The following is a 17,959-nucleotide window of genomic DNA, read 5'->3' on the forward strand; positions in this document are numbered from 1 at the left end:
GATCCGCTGCTCATTGAAATGCCTTTCGCGGATCGAAGGCGTCGCGGGTTGCCTCGCCGATGAAGATCAGAAGCGACAGCATCAGCGAGATGACCACGAAGCCGGTAATGCCGAGCCACGGCGCTTGCAGATTGTTTTTGCCCTGGGCAAGAAGTTCGCCCAGCGAGGCCGATCCGGGCGGCAGACCGAAGCCAAGGAAGTCGAGCGAGGTGAGCGTGGTGATCGAGCCGTTGAGGATGAAAGGCAGGAAGGTCAGTGTCGCAACCATGGCGTTGGGCAGGAGATGCCGCCACATGATGGTGCCGTTCTTCACGCCGAGCGCGCGCGCCGCATTCACATATTCGAAGTTTCGCGCCCGCAAAAATTCCGCGCGCACGACGCCGACGAAGGCCACCCATGAAAACAGAAGCATGATGCCGAGAAGCACCCAGAAGCCGGGCGGCAATATCGCAGCGATAATCAGCAACAGATAGAGAACCGGGATCGAAGACCAGATTTCAATGAAGCGCTGGAACAGAAGATCGACCCAGCCGCCGAAATAGCCCTGAACAGCACCCGCCGTCACGCCGATGATGGCGGAGAAGAAGGTGAGGATAAGGCCGAACAGCACCGAAATGCGGAAACCGTAGAGTGCGCGCGCAAAGACATCGCGCGCCTGATCGTCGGTGCCGAGCAGATTGAAATTGCCGAAGCGGCAATTCGGGTCTTCCACGCCTTGCGGGTAGCGCTGGCAGCGCTCTTCCGCCGAATAGAGCCAGAATGGCCTTGAAGGCGCGGCCTCTGGTATCTCGTTGTTCACGGTGTTGTAGGAATAGCGGATCGGCGGCCAGATGGCCCAGCCATTATTGTTGATCTCGTCCTGTATCACCGGGTCGCGATAATCGGTGACCGCATAAAAGCCGCCGAATTTTTCTTCCGGATAATCGACGAAAACCGGCATCAGCAGCTCGCCCTTATAGGAAACGAGGATGGGCCGGTCATTGGCGATGAACTCTGAGCAAAGTGCTGCGACAAGCAGGAACAGGAATATCCACAGCGACCAGTAACCGCGCTTGTTGGCCTTGAAATTCTGCCAGCGGCGCTTGTTGAGCGGCGACAGAAACGGGCGTTTTACCGGCTTTGCGGTGGCGAGGGTGGTGTCGGTCATCACACGTCCCTCCGGTCAAAGTCGATGCGCGGATCGATCCACGTATAGGTGAGGTCGGACAGGAGGCCGACCAGAAGGCCGATCAGCGAGAAGATGAAGAGATTGGCGAACACCACCGGATAGTCGCGGTTGATGACCGACTGGTAGCCAAGCAGGCCAAGCCCGTCGAGCGAGAAGATGGTTTCGATCAGAAGCGAACCGGTGAAGAACGCCGAGATGAACGCGCCCGGAAAGCCGGCAATCACGATCAGCATCGCGTTGCGGAAAACGTGGCGATAGAGAACCTGATTCTCGGTCAGCCCCTTGGCGCGTGCTGTGGTCACGTACTGCTTGCGGATTTCTTCCAGAAAGGAGTTCTTGGTCAGAAGCGTCGTGGTCGCGAAGGCGGAAAGCACGAGTGCGGTCACCGGCAGCACCATGTGCCACAGATAGTCGCCGATCTTGCCCCAGAACGACATCTGCGCGAAATCCGGCGAGGTGAGGCCGCGCAGCGGAAACCAGTCGAAGAAGGAACCGCCCGCAAAAAGCACGATCAGCAGGATGGCGAAAAGAAAGCTCGGGATCGCATAACCGACGATGATGACGGCGCTGGTCCAGGTATCGAAGCGCGAGCCGTCCTTGATCGCCTTGCGAATGCCGAGCGGGATCGAGATCATGTAGGACAGAAAGGTCAGCCACAGGCCGAGCGAGATCGAAACAGGCATCTTTTCCTTGATGAGATCAATCACGCTGATATCGCGGAAATAGCTGCGCCCGAAATCGAAGCGCAGATAGTTCCACAGCATCTGGCCGAAGCGCTCCAGCGGCGGCTTGTCGAAACCGAACTGCTTTTCAAGATCGGCGATGAATTGCGGGTCCAGCCCCTGCGCGCCGCGATATTTGGAATTGACCGAGCCGCTATCGACAGCACTCTGGCCGAAATCGCCGCCACCGCCCGAAAGTCGGTCGAGAGCGTCGCCGCCCTGTCCGGAAAGCTGCGCGATCACCCGTTCGACCGGACCGCCGGGGGCGAACTGAACCACAGCGAAGGAAATGGCCATGATGCCGAAAATCGTCGGGATCATCAGAAGCAGGCGGCGGAGAATATATGCGCCCATCAGCCCGGCTTTCTCCGCAGGTTCAGGTCAGTCTTATGGCTTGCCAACAGCTCTCGCCTTTTCTTCATCAATCCACCACAGCGTCTCGACAGGGAAGCCGTAATCGGGCTTCGGCTCCTTGAAACCGAACCGGTCCCAATAGGCCGCGAGATGATTCGCTGACGTCCAATTTGGAATCCAGTCGCGCCGGATACGCAAGTACCGATCGAGCACCCGCATCGTGGCGACGAGCTCTTCACGTGTCGAAACCTTGCCGATATCCGCAATCAGCGCATCGATCAACGGATCTTCCGTGCCGGGAAGGTTGTAGCTGCCCGGCATTCTGGCCGATTCGGAACCAAATATGCCGGCAAGCGATTCCCGGGTCGGTGTCGGGCTGAACTGTAGCCCCAGACCCACCATGTCGAACTGGAAATCCCGCACCAGTGCCTGGTACTGGCTGGTATCGACAAGCCGGTGGCTTGCATCTATGCCGATGGCGCGCAGCTTCTGCACATAAGGATTGTATACGCGGGAGAAACCCTCCGAATTGCTCAGGATTTCGAGCACGAACTTCGATCCATCCTTGTCGTGGAACTGGCCGTTCTTGCGCTCGAAGCCTGCCGCCTCCAACAGCTTGATGGCCTCTGCGAACTGTTTCCGGTCGCGTCCCGATCCGTCCGATACCGGCATCAGCACGGCTTCGCCGAAAATGGCGTCGGGCAGCTTGCCGCGATAGCGTTCAAGCACTTTCAGCTCGTCGGGCGTCGGCAGGCCGCTTGCCTGAAAATCCGATCCGTTGAAGCAGGATTGCGAACGGGCATAGACGTTGTAGAAAAGATGCTCGTTGGTCCATTCGAAGTCGAAGCAGAGCGCGATTGCCTCGCGCACACGCGGATCGCGAAAGCGTTCGCGGCGCTGGTTCAGCGCCCAGGACTGCATCAGCGGGCGCTTTTCTGGCGGAAAGGTGCGCTTGATGACCTTTCCCTGCTGGATTGCCGGGAAATCATAAGCGGTCGCCCAGTTCTTGGAGACCGTCTCTTCGCGATAATCGATGCTGCCTTTCTTGAAGGCTTCGAATTGAGGCTGGCGGTCGCGGAAAAATTCGATGCGGATACGGTCGAAATGGTTCAAGCCTTTTTGCACCGGCAGGTCTTTCGCCCAATAGTCTGCGACGCGCTCATATTCGATGAACTGCCCGGCGGCGAAATTGCCGACCTTGTAAGCGCCGGAGCCCAGAACCGGCTCCATGGTCGTGGCTTCAAAATCGCGATCCTTGAACCAGCTTTCCGACAGGATGGGCACCTGCACGGCATCGAGAAGGGCATTGGCTCCGCGCCCCTCGCCGAAACGTATGCGCACTTCGCGATTACCGGTTGCCTCCACCTTTTCCACGCCTGCCAGATACTGGCGCAGGGTCGGATGTCCCTTCTGTTTGATGGTCGTATAGGTGAACGCCACGTCCTTCGCCGTGATCGGCGAGCCGTCGTGAAAACGCGCTTCCTTGCGCAGCTTGAACGTGCAGCTGCGCCGGTCTTTGGAAAGCGTCGCGCTTTCCGCGATGAGGCCATAGAGGGAATCGGGCTCGTCCAGCGCCGGAGCCATCAGCATATCGAAGGTCAGCTCCATGCGCGGCGGCGCATCGCCCTTGAACGTGAAGGTGTTGAGCGTGTTGAACGTGTCGGTATTCTGGTTCCAGACCCAGATCGACGGCGCGAGATTGAACGTGCCGCCCTTCGGCGCTTCGGGGCTGGCATAGTCGAAATGCGAAAAATCGGGACCGTATTTCAGGTCCCCGAAAGCCGAGAGTCCATGCAGCGCCTTGCCCGTCGGTATGTCGGCGAAGGCCCTTGGCGGCAGGAAGGCTGTAACGGCTGCACCTCCCGAAAGCCCCAGAAAATGGCGGCGGTTCATGCGAAGGATTGTCATTCTGGCTCGGCCCTCATTCACTGCCGGTCTTGAGCTTGGCTTCCTTCGCAGGGTCTATCCACCAGGAGAACGGGTCAAACCCAACATAATCGGGCTGCTTTTCAGGCATTCCGAACTTGTTCCAGTAGGCCACGTTGATCTTGTCCGAATACCACTGCGGAATGATGTAATAGTTCCACAGAAGAGCCCGGTCGAGCGCATGGGTCGAGGCGACGAGTTCATCGCGATCCTTGGCATAGATGATACGGTCTATCAGCTTGTCGATGGCCGGGTTCTGGATACCGGCATAGTTGCGGCTGCCCTTGTAGTCGGCGGCCTTAGAGCCCCACATGTCGCGTTGTTCATTGCCGGGCGAGGCCGTCTGCGGGATGACGGAGGTAATCACGTCATAGTCGAAGTCGTTGACGCGGGCCTGATATTGCGCCGTATCGACGATACGCACGGTGGCGTTGATGCCGATCTTGCGCAGGCTTGCGGCGAAGGGGTTGTAGATGCGCTCGTCGGTCGGGTCCTTGCCGAGAAACTCGATGGTGAATGGATTGCCCTTGGCGTCGACGAGCTTGTTCCCCTGCAATGTCCAGCCTGCTTCCGAGAAGAGTTTCAGCGCGGTGCGCAGGTTTTCGCGCGTTGCCTGCGGCGTATCATAGACCGGCAGCTTGAATTCCTTGGTCAGCGCATCGGCGGGAAGCGAATCCTTCACGGTTTCGAGAATGGCCTGTTCTGCTGGCGTCGGCGGACCGCTCAGCTCCAGTTCATTGCCCGCGAAATAGCTGTTGATGCGCTTGTACTGGTTGAAGAACAGCAGCCGGTTCATCGATTCGAAGTCGAAGGCATAGGTCAGCGCCTGACGCACCTTCGGGTCCTTGAACTTGTCGCGGCGGTTGTTCAGGAAATAGCCCTGCATGCGTCCGACGGCATGGTAGGGAAACGAAGCCTTCACGACGTCGCCGCGTTGCACGGCCGGGAAATTATACTGCTCGGCCCAGCGCTGCGCGCGGTTCTCGTTGCGGTAATCATATTGGCCGCCCTTCTTGAAGGCTTCCCAGGTCGCATCCTCATTGAAATAATATTCGTAACGCAGACGGTCGAAATTATTGCGCCCTACGTTGACGGCCAAATCCTTACCCCAATAGTCGTCGACGCGCCCCCAGGTGATGGAGCGTCCGGGCGTCATGCTCTCGATCTTGTAGGCGGCGGAGCCGAGCGGAACTTCCAGTGTCGGGCGGGTGATGTCGCGCTGCTTGCCCTGCGCGTCCTTGCCCTCCCACCAGTGCTTGGGCAGAACGGCAAGCTGTCCCATGATCTGCGGCAGTTCGCGGTTGCCCTTTTGGCTGAAGGTGAATTTCACCTCATGTTCGCCGGTCTTTTCCGCCTTTTCCACGTCGCCATAATATTTGTTGTAGAGCGGCGACTGCTTCTTCAACACATCGAACGACCAGATCACGTCATCGACCGTGATCGGCTGGCCGTCATGCCATTTGGCGTTCGGATTGAGCCTGAACTTCACCCAGGAAAAATCGTCGGGATATTGAAGCGCTTCGGCAATCAGCGGATATTGCGTTGATCCCTGATCCTGCGAATCCGTCATCAGCGTATCGTAAAGCATGCCGCCGCCGAAGTCGGAGAGGCCCGCGGCGGGAACCCCTTGCACCACGAACGGATTGAGGCTGTCGAAAGTGCCGACGGCCACCATGTTCAGCGTGCCGCCCTTGGGCGCATCGGGGTTCACATAGTCGTAATGCTTGAAATCGGCTGGATATTTGGGCTCGCCGATGAGGCTGGAGGAATAGCGCCATTGGGGTTCCGCGTCATTTGCGCGAACCATAGAAACCGTGCTCGCAAGCATGGCCACCGCGAACGCACCCGCCCAAAAAGCTCTCATCCAGCCTCTCCGTTTCTGCTTCGAATTTATTAGGAGAAGTCTTATGGGATTTTGCGGAGGAAGAAAGGCATGCGGGCAATAAATTTGATGCGGGCAAGAAAAAAGCCCGGCGAACCGGGCTTTGATCGTATCTCTGTGTTGCCGGCTTAATTGGCGGGCGCCGGTTCCGCAGGTTTCTGCTCGCCGCCTGCCGGGGTGCCTGCCGGTGCGCTGCCTTCAGCGGGCTTTTCGCCTTCGGCCGGCTTGGCGTCGCCGCCAGCGGCAGGTGCGGCATCAGCGGCCGGCAGCGGAGCCGGATTGTCGGACAGCGTGCGCAGATAAGCGATCAGATCGGCGCGTTCATTGTCCTTCTTGTCGCCGGCAAAGCCCATGGCCGTGCCTTTGATGAAGCCCTTCGGCGAGGTCAGGAACTTGTTGAGATGTTCAAAGTCCCACTTGTTGCCCGCAGCGCCGAATTCCTTCATCGCAGCCGAATAGCCGAAACCTTCAACGGAGGCAGCCGGACGGTTCACGACATCCCAAAGATGCGGACCCACCTTGTTGGCGCCACCCTTTTCACCGGTATGGCATGCAGCGCAACGCTTGAAGACGGTTTCACCGCGTGCCGGATCGGCAGACTGCAGCAAGGTCGCAATCGAAACTTCTTCCTTGGCCGGTGCAGCTCCCCCTTCACCGGTGGAGGCTTCCGCCGCTTCGATGGCAAAGCCCGGCTTTTCAGGCGCAGGCGAGTGAAACAGCGAATCGGACAGGATGCCCGTTGTCATGACAACGAACACCGTTGCCAGAAAAGCCATGATAAACTTGTTAGTCCGGGTTGAATTCATCGCCGGTCAGCGCTCCCTCTACCAAAACGCTCTCCCCGAGAACGCTCTCCTAGCCGGCATGCAAGCCTTTAAAAAAGGTCGCAATTCTCTCCCCGGCATCGGGCGGAAACTAGGTCTTTTGCCAGGGCGATGCAACACCTATAAGGGTGACCGGACCCGTGACTTTTTGACACTTTTGATGCATTTCCAGTACCGGCGAAGCGCGTTACAAGGCGTTCGCCCCCTTATAGTTCTCAAGAGGCGATCATGCTGCAGACCTTAAAGACCCTCACGCTGATTCCCGCACGGATGGCCTCCACGCGCCTGCCGAACAAGCCGCTCGCCGATATTTGCGGCAAGCCGATGATTGTCCATGTGGCCGATCGCGCGGCGGCTGCGAAGCTGGGCCGGACGGTGGTTGCAACCGACAGCGAAGAGATTTTTTCGGTCGTGACCGCGCATGGCCACGAAGCCATCATGACGCGCGAGGATCACGAATCCGGTTCCGACCGCATCTATGAGGCGCTTTTGAAAGTCGATCCCGCGGGCGAGGTCGATGCGGTGGTCAATGTTCAGGGCGACCTGCCGACCATCGATCCGGATATCATTCGCCGCGCGCTTCTGCCGCTGGAAGACGGACCAGCCGACATTGCGACGCTCGGCGTCGAAATCGAGGAAGAATCGGAAAAGACCAATCCGAGCGTGGTGAAGATCGTGGGCTCGCCGCTTGCCGGCAGCAGCCGCCTGCGCGCGCTCTATTTCACCCGCGCAACCGCGCCCTATGGCGAAGGTCCGCTCTATCATCATATCGGCCTTTACGCCTATCGGCGCCCGGCACTCGAACGCTTTGTGAAGCTCGGGCCGTCGCCTTTGGAAAAGCGGGAGAAACTGGAACAATTGCGGGCTCTCGAAGCCGGAATGCGCATCGATGTTGAACTGGTGAAGACGGTGCCGCTTGGCGTCGACACGCAGGCCGACCTTGACCGAGCGCGCCTTCTTGTCGCAAAGGGTATCTGACGACCGCCGTTAAGCGGCAATTGAGAAAGCATGGACACGATGAAGACCAACAGGATTTCCTTCCAGGGTGAAGCGGGCGCAAACTCCGATACGGCGTGCCGCAACATGTTTCCCGACATGGAGCCTTTGCCGTGCCCGACTTTCGAGGATGCCTTCAACGCGGTTGAAACCGGTGCTGCCGACCTTGCGATGATCCCCATCGAGAACACGCTGGCCGGACGCGTCGCCGATATTCACTATCTGCTGCCGCTCGCCGACATGCATATCGTCGGCGAATATTTCCTGCCGATCCATTTCCAGCTCATGGTGCTCCCGGGCGTCAAGCGCGAGGAAATCAAGACCGTTCACAGCCACGTCCATGCGCTTGGCCAGTGCCGCAACGTCATTCGCCAGAATGGCTGGAAAGGCGTCATCGCGGGCGATACGGCAGGGGCCGCGCGTCTCGTCGCCGATATGAAGGACCGTTCAATGGCGGCATTGGCGCCACGCCTTGCCGCCGATCTCTACGGGCTCGAAATTCTGGAAGAAAATGTCGAGGATTCGGAAGACAATGTGACCCGCTTCGTGGTTCTATCCAAGAACAAGCAATGGGCGCCGCGTCCCGAAAACGGCGAGCGCATCGTGACGACTTTTGTCTTCCGCGTGCGCAACGTCCCGGCTGCGCTCTACAAGGCGCTGGGCGGTTTTGCCACCAATGGCATCAACATGACCAAGCTCGAAAGCTATCAGATCGGCGGGCGTTTCATTGCCACGCAGTTCTATGCCGATGTGGAAGGACACCCCGAAGATCACAATCTGCAGCTCGCGCTGGAAGAATTGCGCTTCTTCACCAAGGAAGTGCGCATCCTCGGCGTCTATCAGGGCAGCGATATTCGCGGCACGCAGCTGCTCGCCGCAGAATAAGCACCGTAATCACCCTGCATCATAGGCCCATGCCTTTATGAGATGGGTTGCGATGGCGCCGGATGGCGGCACCCGCAACCCATTTTCATGCGTGCCTTCCAGCATGGTGCGCACTTCGGCCTTCGAGAACCAGCGTCCGTCTTCCAGCTCCGAGCGGTCGATGGTGAAATCATCGCTCAAAACCTCGGCATGGCAGCCGATCATCAGCGAATAGGGAAATGGCCAGGGCTGGCTCGCATGATAGGCGACGCGGCCGATGGCGAGCCCCATTTCCTCGACGCTTTCGCGGCGCACGGCTGCCTCGATCGTTTCTCCATGCTCGATAAAGCCCGCAAGACAGGAATAGGAGCCCGGCGCGAAATGCGGCCCGCGCGCCAGAATGCATTTTTCGCCGCGCACCGGCAGCATGATTGCCACCGGATCGGTGCGTGGAAAATGTTCCGCGCCGCAGTTGGGGCATTGCCGTTTGGCGCCACCCGCGCGCATTTCTGTCTTCGTGCCGCAGCGTCCGCAGAAACGGTGATTGGCGTGCCATGCGGTGAGTGCGGCGGCTTGCGCCAGCGCGCCGAGCAGGTCGGCGGACACCAGCCCCTCCGTATAGATGCTGCGATAGTCCTGCAGCCGGAACGGCGCTTCCATCGTCTCCGGGTCGAGCGGGGTTGTCAGCGCCACGATGGGCATGCCGTCCTGAAGGCCGAGCAGGATGGGCTCATGAAGCTCAGCCGCAAATTCCTTCGCTTCGCCGAGACGGAACAGGGCGCGCGGCGCTTTCTCATCGGCATAGTCGAGAAGCAGCCTGTTGCCGCCCAGCAGCATGATTCGCGTTTCGGGAAGTTCCAGCGCCGTGAAGGCCGAATCATCTTGCCGCTTTTCGGATTGGCGGTCGATCCGGTTGCCGGAAAATCCGACAGATCGGCTTGGTTCGATTTCCGGCAGGTCATAAAGACGGAAAGCCATAATGGTCTCGGAATTGTGGGAGGATCAAAGCGCACCCCGAAAAGTGTGAAACGGTTTTCGGAAAAGATGCGCGCGAAAACAAACTAAAGCGCTGCGCGAATGTCGGCGATGAGTTTTTCGGCGGCTTTGTCGTCATAGGTCTCGCGGGTGCCAAAACCCCAGACGGGACCGGGCCAGCCTGCATCGCCTTCATTGCGGGCGATCACATGCAGGTGCAGCTGCCGCACGATATTGCCGAGCGCGCCGGTATTGATTTTTTCGCAGCCCGTCGCCGACTTGAGCGCCTGCGCGACGATGCCGGTCTCGAAGGTCAGCATGGTCTGGTCCAGCGGCGTCATGTCGTGAATTTCGGTGAGATCGGGGCGGCGCGGCACCAGGATCAGCCATGGCCAGCGCCGGTCATTCATCAGCCGAAGCTCGCACAGGCCGAGCTTGGCGACAGAAAAAGTGTCGGCATTGAGCCGTTTATCGAGTTCGAACATGTTTCATGCGCCGATTCTACGTGTCTGATCCAAAAGCGCCACGCTGGGCTGCAAATGGCAATTTGCGTTTGCATCCGCATAATCCCGAAAAATCTGCAACTTTTCAGGATTATGCGAGGCTCCCGGTGCTCACATACCTTAATGTACGCTGCGCTCCGGTTCTCGAAATCACCCTTTTCGCCGCAGCCTGTCGCCTTTTGCTTCAGACACTTATCAGTTTTTTTCGCCCGGCGCTTGCTTTTTGCGCGACGCCCTTCTTGCTTTTTGCTTCACAATTGACGATATGCAGACCGGGAGGTTGGTGGTGGACGAGCCACTCGCCAACCGGGTCAGGTCCGGAAGGAAGCAGCCCTAACGAGCCACGGCACGGGTCATCGTGCCAGCCTCCCACCCCTTCTCACCGCGCCGACGACTGTTGATGGACAGCCTCTTTGGTTGACGCCGCTCATGCGTCCGGTCCAAACTGGCGGCTGAGAAAGAAGCGAATGGAGAACGGAAGGGCAGCTCATGGACACAAAATCCGCTGATGGCGCCTATCGCGTTCTCGCCCGCAAATATCGCCCCCAGAATTTCAACGATCTTGTCGGCCAGGAGCCGATGGTTCGCACGCTCAAGAATGCTTTCGAGACGGGCCGCATCGCGCAGGCGTGGATGCTGACCGGCGTGCGCGGGGTCGGCAAGACCACGACGGCCCGCATTCTGGCGCGCGCGCTCAATTACAAGACCGATACGATCGACCAGCCGACCATCGACCTCTCCGTGCAGGGCGAAAACTGTCAGGCGATCATGGAAGGCCGACATGTCGACGTGATCGAGATGGACGCCGCCTCGCACACGGGCATCGACGATATTCGCGAGATCATCGAGCAGGTTCGCTATCGCCCGGTTTCGGCGCGCTACAAGGTCTATATCATCGACGAAGTGCACATGCTTTCCACTGCCGCCTTCAACGGTCTGTTGAAGACGCTGGAAGAGCCGCCGCCGCACGTCAAATTCATCTTCGCCACCACGGAAATCCGAAAAGTTCCGATCACGGTTCTGTCGCGCTGCCAGCGCTTCGACCTGCGCCGCATCGAATCGGGCACGCTTGCCGCACATCTGCGCCGCATCGCGGAAGCCGAACAGATCGCGGTGGACGACGCGTCGCTCGCCATGATCGCCCGCGCAGGCGAAGGCTCGGCACGCGATTCGCTGTCGATCTTCGATCAGGCCATTGCGCATGGCGCGGGCACCGTCACGGCGGAAGCCGTGCGCTCCATGCTGGGGCTTGCCGACCGCGCCCGCATCATCGACCTGTTCGAAATGCTGATGCGCGGCGATGTGGCTGGCGCACTGACAGAGTTTCGCGCGCAATATGATGTCGGCGCCGATCCCTCGGTCGTGATGACCGATCTTGCCGATTTCAACCATCTGGTGACGCGTTTGCGTTTCACCCCGGATGTGGCGGAAGACGTGTCATTGTCGGAAGATGAGCGCGTGCGCGGCCGTGAGTTCGCACAAAAACTTTCCGTCCGCGTGCTGTCGCGCACCTGGCAGATGCTGCTCAAGGGCATTGCGGAGGTCGATACGGCGACGAGGCCGGTTCAGGCCGCAGAAATGCTCTTGATCCGGCTTGCCCATGCAGCCGATCTGCCGACCTTGGACGAAGCGATCCGCAGTCTCGACAATGGCTCGGTTGCAGCGCCGCGCCCGCAGCCGGGCAGTCCCCGTCCGAATGGTGGCGGTCAGCCTGAAGCGCGCTTTGCTACTGACGCGGTTGGCTCCTCTTCGATGGCTCCCGCTTCCGGCGGTCCGGCGACGGCCATGCGTATTGTGGAAACACCGCCTCAGCCGGTTCAGCCATCAGTCGCGCCGCAGCAATTCATCGAGCCTGCGCCGCAGCCTTCCGTTCCGGTCAACAGCCTGCACGATGTTGTCGCGCTCGCCGACAAGCATCGCGACATGCAGTTCAAGATTCTGGTCAAGAGTTGCGTGCGTTTGGCGGCAATTGCGCCGGGACGTCTCGAAATCGGCCTGACCGACGATGCGCCGAAGTCGCTGCCGAGCGACATTTCGCAACGCCTCCTCAACTGGACCGGCATTCGCTGGATCGTCACCGTCGCGCGCGACGTGGCGGGGCAGACCATTTCAGAGGCGGAAACCGAACGCCGCGATAATCTGGTGACGGACGCCCGCGCCGATCCCGATGTTGCCGCCATTCTCGCGGCCTTTCCGGGTGCGAAGATCACCGATGTGCGCATTGCCGTGCCGGAACAGAATGACGACGAGGATATAGACCTCGATGCCGCGGTGGATATACCCGGCGCACCGTCTGAAGACGATTGATATACGGAATGATGGAGTGAACCCATGCGTGACATGATGGGCATGATGAAGCAGGCGAAGGAATTGCAGGCCAAGATGAAGGCCATGCAGGACGAAATCGCCAATCTGGAAGCCTCGGCGTCTTCCGGCGGCGGCTTGGTGACGATTACGCTTTCCGGCAAGGGCACCCTGTCGGCGCTGAAGATCGACCCCTCGCTGATGAAGGAAGACGAGGTGGAAATCCTCGAAGACCTGATCATCGCGGCGCATAACGACGCCAAGGCGAAGCTTGAAGCCGCCATGGCCGAAAAGACCCAGTCGCTCACCGCCGGCCTGCCGATCCCTCCGGGGTTTAAGCTGCCGTTCTAGGGGATTAGGGCAGTAAGGCATTAGGGCAGTATGTTTTTTTGCCCTAAACGCTGCTGCCTCTGCTTTCCCTATTGCCTTACTGCCCTACTGCCTTATTGCCTTAAAAGATGTCCAAACGAATAGCCGGTCCCGAAATCGAACGTCTCATCCAGCTTCTGGCCCGCGTGCCGGGGCTTGGGCCGCGTTCGGCCCGTCGTGCGGCACTGCATCTTATCAAGAAGAAGGAAGCCCTTCTGGTGCCGCTTGGCGGCGCCATGCAGGAGGCCGCTGAAAAAGTGCGCATCTGTTCGTGCTGCGGCAATGTCGACACAAGCGATCCGTGCACGATCTGCACCGATGAGCGCCGCGATCCGGCCACCCTCATCGTGGTGGAGGACGTTTCCGATCTCTGGGCGCTGGAGCGCGCCGGTACGATGAATGTGCGCTATCACGTTCTCGGCGGCCGCCTGTCGCCGCTCGACGGCATCGGCCCGGACGATCTCAATATCAAGGGACTGGTGGAGCGCGTTGCCAGCGGCAACATCAAGGAAGTGATTCTCGCGGTCAACGCCACCGTCGAAGGCCAGACCACCGCGCATTACATCACCGACCAGCTGTCGGGCTTCGATGTGCGCGTCACACGGCTTGCGCATGGCGTTCCGGTCGGCGGCGAACTCGATTATCTGGATGAAGGCACGCTTGCTGCCGCCTTGCGGGCACGTACAACGCTTTAATTTCGGGAGAAATGCATGGCAGCGGGACATTGGAAGCGTAGCCTGAAGATTGCTCTCGGACTGGTAGCCAGTCTTGCCATTTCTCCCGCCATCGCCGCGCCCTCGAAAGCACAGGTCGAAAGCCAGTATCGCAACTGGCTTGAAAAGGATTTATGGCCCGAGGCCAAGGCGGCAGGTGTGTCCCGCGCCGTGTTCGATCAGGCTTTCGCCGGTGTCTCGATCAACTGGAAGCTGCCAGATCTCGTCATCCCCGGCGAAAAGCCCTCGACGCCGAAAGAGCAGAAGCAGGCTGAATTCGGAGCTCCGGGCAAATATTTCAATGCCAAGACGATGAGCACCGTCACAAGCGGCGGACAGGCGCGCTATGGCCAATATGCCGGGCTGTTGAAGCGCATCGAACAGAAATATGGCGTCCCCGGCCCGATCCTGCTCGCCGTGTGGGGCCGTGAATCCGGCTTCGGCACGGTCAAGATTCCCTATAACGCCTATGAGGTTCTCGGCACCAAGGCCTTTATGGCGACGCGCAAGGAGATGTTCCGCAAGGAACTGATCGCCGCGCTCGAAATCGCTTCCAAGGGCTATATCGACGAAAACGCCATGAAAAGCTCATGGGCGGGCGCGCTCGGCCAGCCGCAATTCATGCCGACTTCCTATCTCAAGCACGCCGTCGATTTCGACGGCGACGGCAAGCGCGACATCTGGAATTCCGTGCCCGACACGCTCGCCTCCATCGCCAATTATCTGAAACTGCATGGCTGGCAGAAGGGACGCGACTGGGGCTTTGAGGTCAATGTTCCGCAAGACGTGTCCTGCTCGCTGGAAGGCCCCGATCAGGGCAAGACGATTGCCGAATGGGCGAAGCTCGGCATCACGCGCGCCAACGGCAAGGCTTTCCCGGCCAATGAAATGAAAGGCGAGGGTTTTCTGCTCATGCCTGCCGGCCGCTTTGGCCCGGCATTCATCGTGAGCCCGAATTTCTACGTGCTCAAGGACTATAATATGAGCGATCTCTATGCGCTTTTCATCGGCCATGTCGGTGATCGCATCGCCTATGGTGCGGGTGATTTCAGCCGCGCATGGGGCAATGTCGGCACGATGTATCGCTCCGACATCGGCGCGATGCAGAAGCGCATGCAGGCGCTGGGCTATGATGTCGGCAAGCCCGACGGCCTTCCCGGTTTCAAGACCCGCCGCTCCATCGGCCTGTGGCAGGCAAAGAACGGCATTGCGTCGACTTGCTTCCCGCAACCGGAATTGTTGCGTCAGATTCGCTGATCTCCGTCGCTTAGCAAATTGGCGAAAGACTGAAGAGCTTTCGTCCTGTAGCGGTCGTTGTGCTGCAGCATGAGAAACTGGCGCTGGGGCAGAGCGAAGTCCGCCTTCACCAGCGTTCCGGCAGCAAGATGCGGGGCAGCGACAAGCTCCGATATGGCTGTCACATAGTCGCCGGACCGCACCGCCGAACAGATGGCTTCGTTCGAGGGCAGTTCCAGCGCCACATGCAGCCGCGCCGGATTGTAGCCGGATGCGCGCATGGCATCCTCGAAAACGCTGCGCGTTCCTGATCCCTGCTCGCGCAAGATCCACTTCTCCTTGAAAAGCCGGTCCCAGGTCAGTTTTCCGCCCCCGGCCCATTCATGATCGGGCCGCGCCACCAGAATAAGCTGATCGCTTGCAACCCTGGTGATCGATAGCGACGGAGCCTGCACCGCACCTTCGACAAGGCCGATATCGGCAGCGCCTTCCTCTGTGGCTTCGGTAACGCTTTCGGTGTTTCCTAGCGTCAGCCGCACATCGATCGAGGGATAGGCGGCATGAAACCGTGCCAGAAAGGACGGAAGCCAATAGCTGGCAATAGTCTGGCTGGCGTGGATGGCGAGAATGCCGCGCTTGCCGCCACCGAGTTCCGACAGCATGCGCTCGGCGGAACGCGCGCGGGCAAGTGTCGCGCGCGCCTCGTCCAGAAACATGCGCCCGTCACCCGTCAGTTCTATCCGCCGCCCGATACGGTTGAAAAGCGTCGCGCCGTAGCGTTCCTCCAATGTGCGGATCGCGGAACTGACCGCCGAAGGGGTCAGGTGCAAGGCTTCGGAAGCACGGGTGAGGTGCTCGCGCTCGGCCACTTCGATGAAAATTCGCAGTTGTTCCAGTGTCATAGCAATAATCATTCGATTTTATCGAATGAAATATGACATATAATGAAATGGAATGAACAGGGAAAATCGGGCATCTGATGGGAAAATATTTCCCTTTTCATACGAAATGCCGAAAATGACCTACTCCAAAATCCACAACGTCCTCCCAGGGCTTGGTCTGAGCATAGCGGTTGCGGCAGCAGCGCTCGGGCTGGAAAGAGTCGAGGAACATTATGCAGGGCGGGCCTGGCTGGAAGCGCTGGTTATCGCCATCCTGCTCGGCACGGTCGTGCGGACGTTCCTGCGGCCCGGCCCACAGTTCAACAAGGGAATAGGCTTTTCCGCCAAGCTTCTTCTGGAAATCGCCGTTGTGCTTCTCGGCGCTTCGATCAGCGCAAGCGCGGTCGTTGCTGCGGGCTCGGGACTCATTTTCGGCATTGCGGGCGTGGTTGCGGTGGCCATCACGCTCAGCTACGGGATCGGCCGCCTGTTGAAGCTGCCGCATCGAATGGCGGCGCTGGTCGCCTGCGGCAATTCCATCTGCGGCAATTCGGCAATTGCCGCCACTGCGCCGGTCATCGGGGCGGAAAGCGAGGACGTGGCCGCCTCCATCGCATTTACGGCGATCCTCGGTGTGATCGTGGTGCTGACCCTGCCGCTGCTGGTGCCGCTCCTGGGCCTGTCGCACACGCAATATGGCGTTCTGGCGGGGCTGACCGTTTATGCGGTGCCGCAGGTTCTGGCGGCTACCGCGCCGGTCGCCACGATCAGCGTGCAGCTCGGCACCTTGGTAAAGCTCGTGCGCGTGCTCATGCTGGGGCCGGTCATTCTCGCTCTGGCGCTTCTTGCCGGAAACAAGGATGCGAATGCCAAGCCGGGCTTTTTCCAGCTGGTGCCATGGTTCATCATCGGCTTTCTGGGCATGATGGCGCTGCATTCCATGCACCTGATACCGGAAGCGCTTTTGCCCGGCATTCAATATGCTTCCACCTTGCTGACGATCATTTCAATGGCGGCCCTCGGGCTGGGCGTGGATGTACGTTCTGTCGCGGCCGCCGGGGGCCGCGTGACGCTGACGGCCATTCTCTCGCTGCTTGTGCTGGGCCTCATCAGCCTTGGGCTGATTCATATGCTGAACATCGCCTGAAGGCCATGGGCGCAGGCACCAATGAACTCCGCAAAAATTGCGGTTGTGGCGGTTTTTGGAACATGGTGCGATGCGGTAGCCAACCAGTGAGAGATTCCCATGGCCCTGCTACCCCTTACCATGATCCCCGACCCGCTTTTGCGGCAAGTGTCCCGGCCTGTCGAAACCGTTGATGATAAAATCCGTCAGCTTGCGGGTGATATGCTCGAAACGATGTATGAAACGTCCGGCGTGGGCATTGCCGCCGTGCAGGTTGGAAGGCTCCTGCGCATGACCGCGATCGATGTCGAATATCGCAACGGCGAGCGCAAACCCATCGTCGCCATCAATCCCGAGATCATCGCCGCCTCCGAAGAGAAAAGCAGCTACGATGAGGGTTGCCTGTCTGTCGGACCCTACAGGGGTTCCGTCTCGCGTCCCGCACGGGTGACGATCGCCTATAGCGATCTTGAGGGTGAAAGGCACAGGCTGGATGCCGACGGCATCCTGGCCACCTGCTTCCAGCACGAGATAGACCACATGAACGGCGTGCTCTTTCTCGATCATCTGACGGCGGAACAGCGCGAGGAAATCCTGGAGAAAGTGGAAACGCAGGCGCCGCCGGATGCCTGAATGATCCCCGTGATGAGCCCTGCTCGGGATATTGTGAGCAGCGGCAAAAGAAAAGGCCCGGCGAGAGCCGGGCTTTAACATTCTGATTCATCACATCGTTTAGAGCGCGTCCCGAAAAGTGTGAAGCGGTTTTCGGAAAAGATGCGCGTCAAAACAAAGAGATAGAGCGCAAATCCGTTGGAGATGCGCTCCAGAATCAATAACAAAAATAGGCTGCATGGGTTATGGCTAGAAGCTCTTCGTCCGTATAGGAGCCATTTTCGTAATAATGTGGCGGCATACAATTGGAAATATACCAAGTGGCAAAGCTCGTCATCGCATCTATTACGAAGCTCTTCATAAGCCATCTCCATTGAAAGACGGCTGTATTATGGGCCTATTCCGAAATAGGCGCATGTCCAATCCCGCGTGTGCAATTTTTATCTAACTAAAACCGCCACCCGAAGGCGACGGTTGATTGCGCCTGTGGCGATCATGGAAATG

Annotated in this window: 16 protein-coding genes and 1 other RNA gene; 9 read left to right on the top strand and 8 right to left on the bottom strand. The window is 59.2% G+C overall.

Annotated elements, in window-relative coordinates:
* Positions 1-10: 10 nt before the first annotated feature.
* The 5 genes from J9800_RS19500 to J9800_RS19520 form a co-directional block, all read right to left on the bottom strand.
* Complete coding sequence (locus J9800_RS19500) at positions 11-1,147, bottom strand: ABC transporter permease (RefSeq protein WP_112588544.1); 1,137 nt, start codon at positions 1,145-1,147, stop codon at positions 11-13.
* On the bottom strand, positions 1,147-2,244 hold the full coding sequence (locus J9800_RS19505; RefSeq protein ID WP_021587664.1) for a microcin C ABC transporter permease YejB: 1,098 nt from the start codon (positions 2,242-2,244) through the stop codon (positions 1,147-1,149). Before J9800_RS19505 ends, J9800_RS19500 begins: the two co-directional genes overlap by 1 nt.
* 33 nt (positions 2,245-2,277) lie before the next feature.
* On the bottom strand, positions 2,278-4,152 hold the full coding sequence (locus tag J9800_RS19510; RefSeq protein ID WP_114214389.1) for an extracellular solute-binding protein: 1,875 nt from the start codon (positions 4,150-4,152) through the stop codon (positions 2,278-2,280).
* A gap of 13 nt (positions 4,153-4,165) precedes the next feature.
* The gene (locus J9800_RS19515; protein ID WP_114214388.1) at positions 4,166-6,034 is read right to left on the bottom strand and encodes an extracellular solute-binding protein; all 1,869 of its coding nucleotides are present in this window, start codon (positions 6,032-6,034) and stop codon (positions 4,166-4,168) included.
* A 146-nt stretch (positions 6,035-6,180) separates the two neighbouring features.
* Positions 6,181-6,858 (bottom strand): c-type cytochrome, encoded by a 678-nt coding sequence (locus tag J9800_RS19520; protein WP_114214387.1) that lies wholly within the window; start codon positions 6,856-6,858, stop codon positions 6,181-6,183.
* Positions 6,859-7,104: 246 nt separating this feature from the next.
* Between J9800_RS19520 and J9800_RS19525 the strand changes: the two genes are divergently transcribed.
* Positions 7,105-7,854 (top strand): 3-deoxy-manno-octulosonate cytidylyltransferase, encoded by a 750-nt coding sequence (locus J9800_RS19525; RefSeq protein ID WP_114214386.1) that lies wholly within the window; start codon positions 7,105-7,107, stop codon positions 7,852-7,854.
* A gap of 39 nt (positions 7,855-7,893) precedes the next feature.
* A complete protein-coding gene (locus J9800_RS19530) occupies positions 7,894-8,757 on the top strand; it encodes a prephenate dehydratase (protein WP_112588638.1) in 864 nt (287 codons plus the stop codon).
* Between the two features lie 9 nt (positions 8,758-8,766).
* On the opposite strand, the gene nudC is transcribed toward J9800_RS19530, so the two are convergent.
* On the bottom strand, positions 8,767-9,714 hold the full coding sequence (gene nudC / locus J9800_RS19535) for an NAD(+) diphosphatase (RefSeq protein ID WP_114214385.1): 948 nt from the start codon (positions 9,712-9,714) through the stop codon (positions 8,767-8,769).
* 83 nt (positions 9,715-9,797) lie between these two features.
* Positions 9,798-10,196 (bottom strand): HIT domain-containing protein, encoded by a 399-nt coding sequence (locus J9800_RS19540; protein WP_114214384.1) that lies wholly within the window; start codon positions 10,194-10,196, stop codon positions 9,798-9,800.
* A 293-nt stretch (positions 10,197-10,489) separates the two neighbouring features.
* Here J9800_RS19540 and ffs point away from each other — a divergent pair.
* From ffs to J9800_RS19565, 5 genes are all read left to right on the top strand, one after another.
* Positions 10,490-10,587: signal recognition particle sRNA small type (gene ffs, locus J9800_RS19545), an RNA gene on the top strand.
* Positions 10,588-10,703: 116 nt separating this feature from the next.
* Positions 10,704-12,521, top strand: a complete 1,818-nt coding sequence (locus J9800_RS19550; RefSeq protein ID WP_114214383.1) for a DNA polymerase III subunit gamma/tau — start codon at positions 10,704-10,706, stop codon at positions 12,519-12,521.
* 24 nt (positions 12,522-12,545) lie between these two features.
* On the top strand, positions 12,546-12,869 hold the full coding sequence (locus J9800_RS19555; RefSeq protein ID WP_112588560.1) for a YbaB/EbfC family nucleoid-associated protein: 324 nt from the start codon (positions 12,546-12,548) through the stop codon (positions 12,867-12,869).
* A gap of 107 nt (positions 12,870-12,976) precedes the next feature.
* A complete protein-coding gene (gene recR / locus J9800_RS19560; protein ID WP_114214382.1) occupies positions 12,977-13,582 on the top strand; it encodes a recombination mediator RecR in 606 nt (201 codons plus the stop codon).
* 15 nt (positions 13,583-13,597) lie between these two features.
* Positions 13,598-14,857 carry a lytic murein transglycosylase gene (locus tag J9800_RS19565; protein WP_114214381.1) on the top strand — a complete coding sequence of 420 codons (1,260 nt, stop codon included), beginning with the start codon at positions 13,598-13,600 and terminating at the stop codon, positions 14,855-14,857.
* Here J9800_RS19565 and J9800_RS19570 read toward each other — a convergent pair.
* Positions 14,845-15,738: a LysR family transcriptional regulator gene (locus J9800_RS19570; RefSeq protein ID WP_114214643.1), complete on the bottom strand. Its 894-nt coding sequence runs from the start codon at positions 15,736-15,738 to the stop codon at positions 14,845-14,847. The genes J9800_RS19565 and J9800_RS19570 overlap by 13 nt on opposite strands.
* Before the next feature lie 106 nt (positions 15,739-15,844).
* Between J9800_RS19570 and J9800_RS19575 the strand changes: the two genes are divergently transcribed.
* Complete coding sequence (locus tag J9800_RS19575) at positions 15,845-16,864, top strand: YeiH family protein (RefSeq protein ID WP_205315873.1); 1,020 nt, start codon at positions 15,845-15,847, stop codon at positions 16,862-16,864.
* A 99-nt stretch (positions 16,865-16,963) separates the two neighbouring features.
* Positions 16,964-17,476, top strand: coding sequence for a peptide deformylase (gene def / locus J9800_RS19580; protein WP_114214380.1), 513 nt, complete (start codon positions 16,964-16,966; stop codon positions 17,474-17,476).
* Positions 17,477-17,959 lie beyond the last annotated feature (483 nt).

It is taken from the genome of Ochrobactrum sp. AP1BH01-1 (assembly GCF_018066705.1).
Taxonomy (GTDB): domain Bacteria; phylum Pseudomonadota; class Alphaproteobacteria; order Rhizobiales; family Rhizobiaceae; genus Brucella.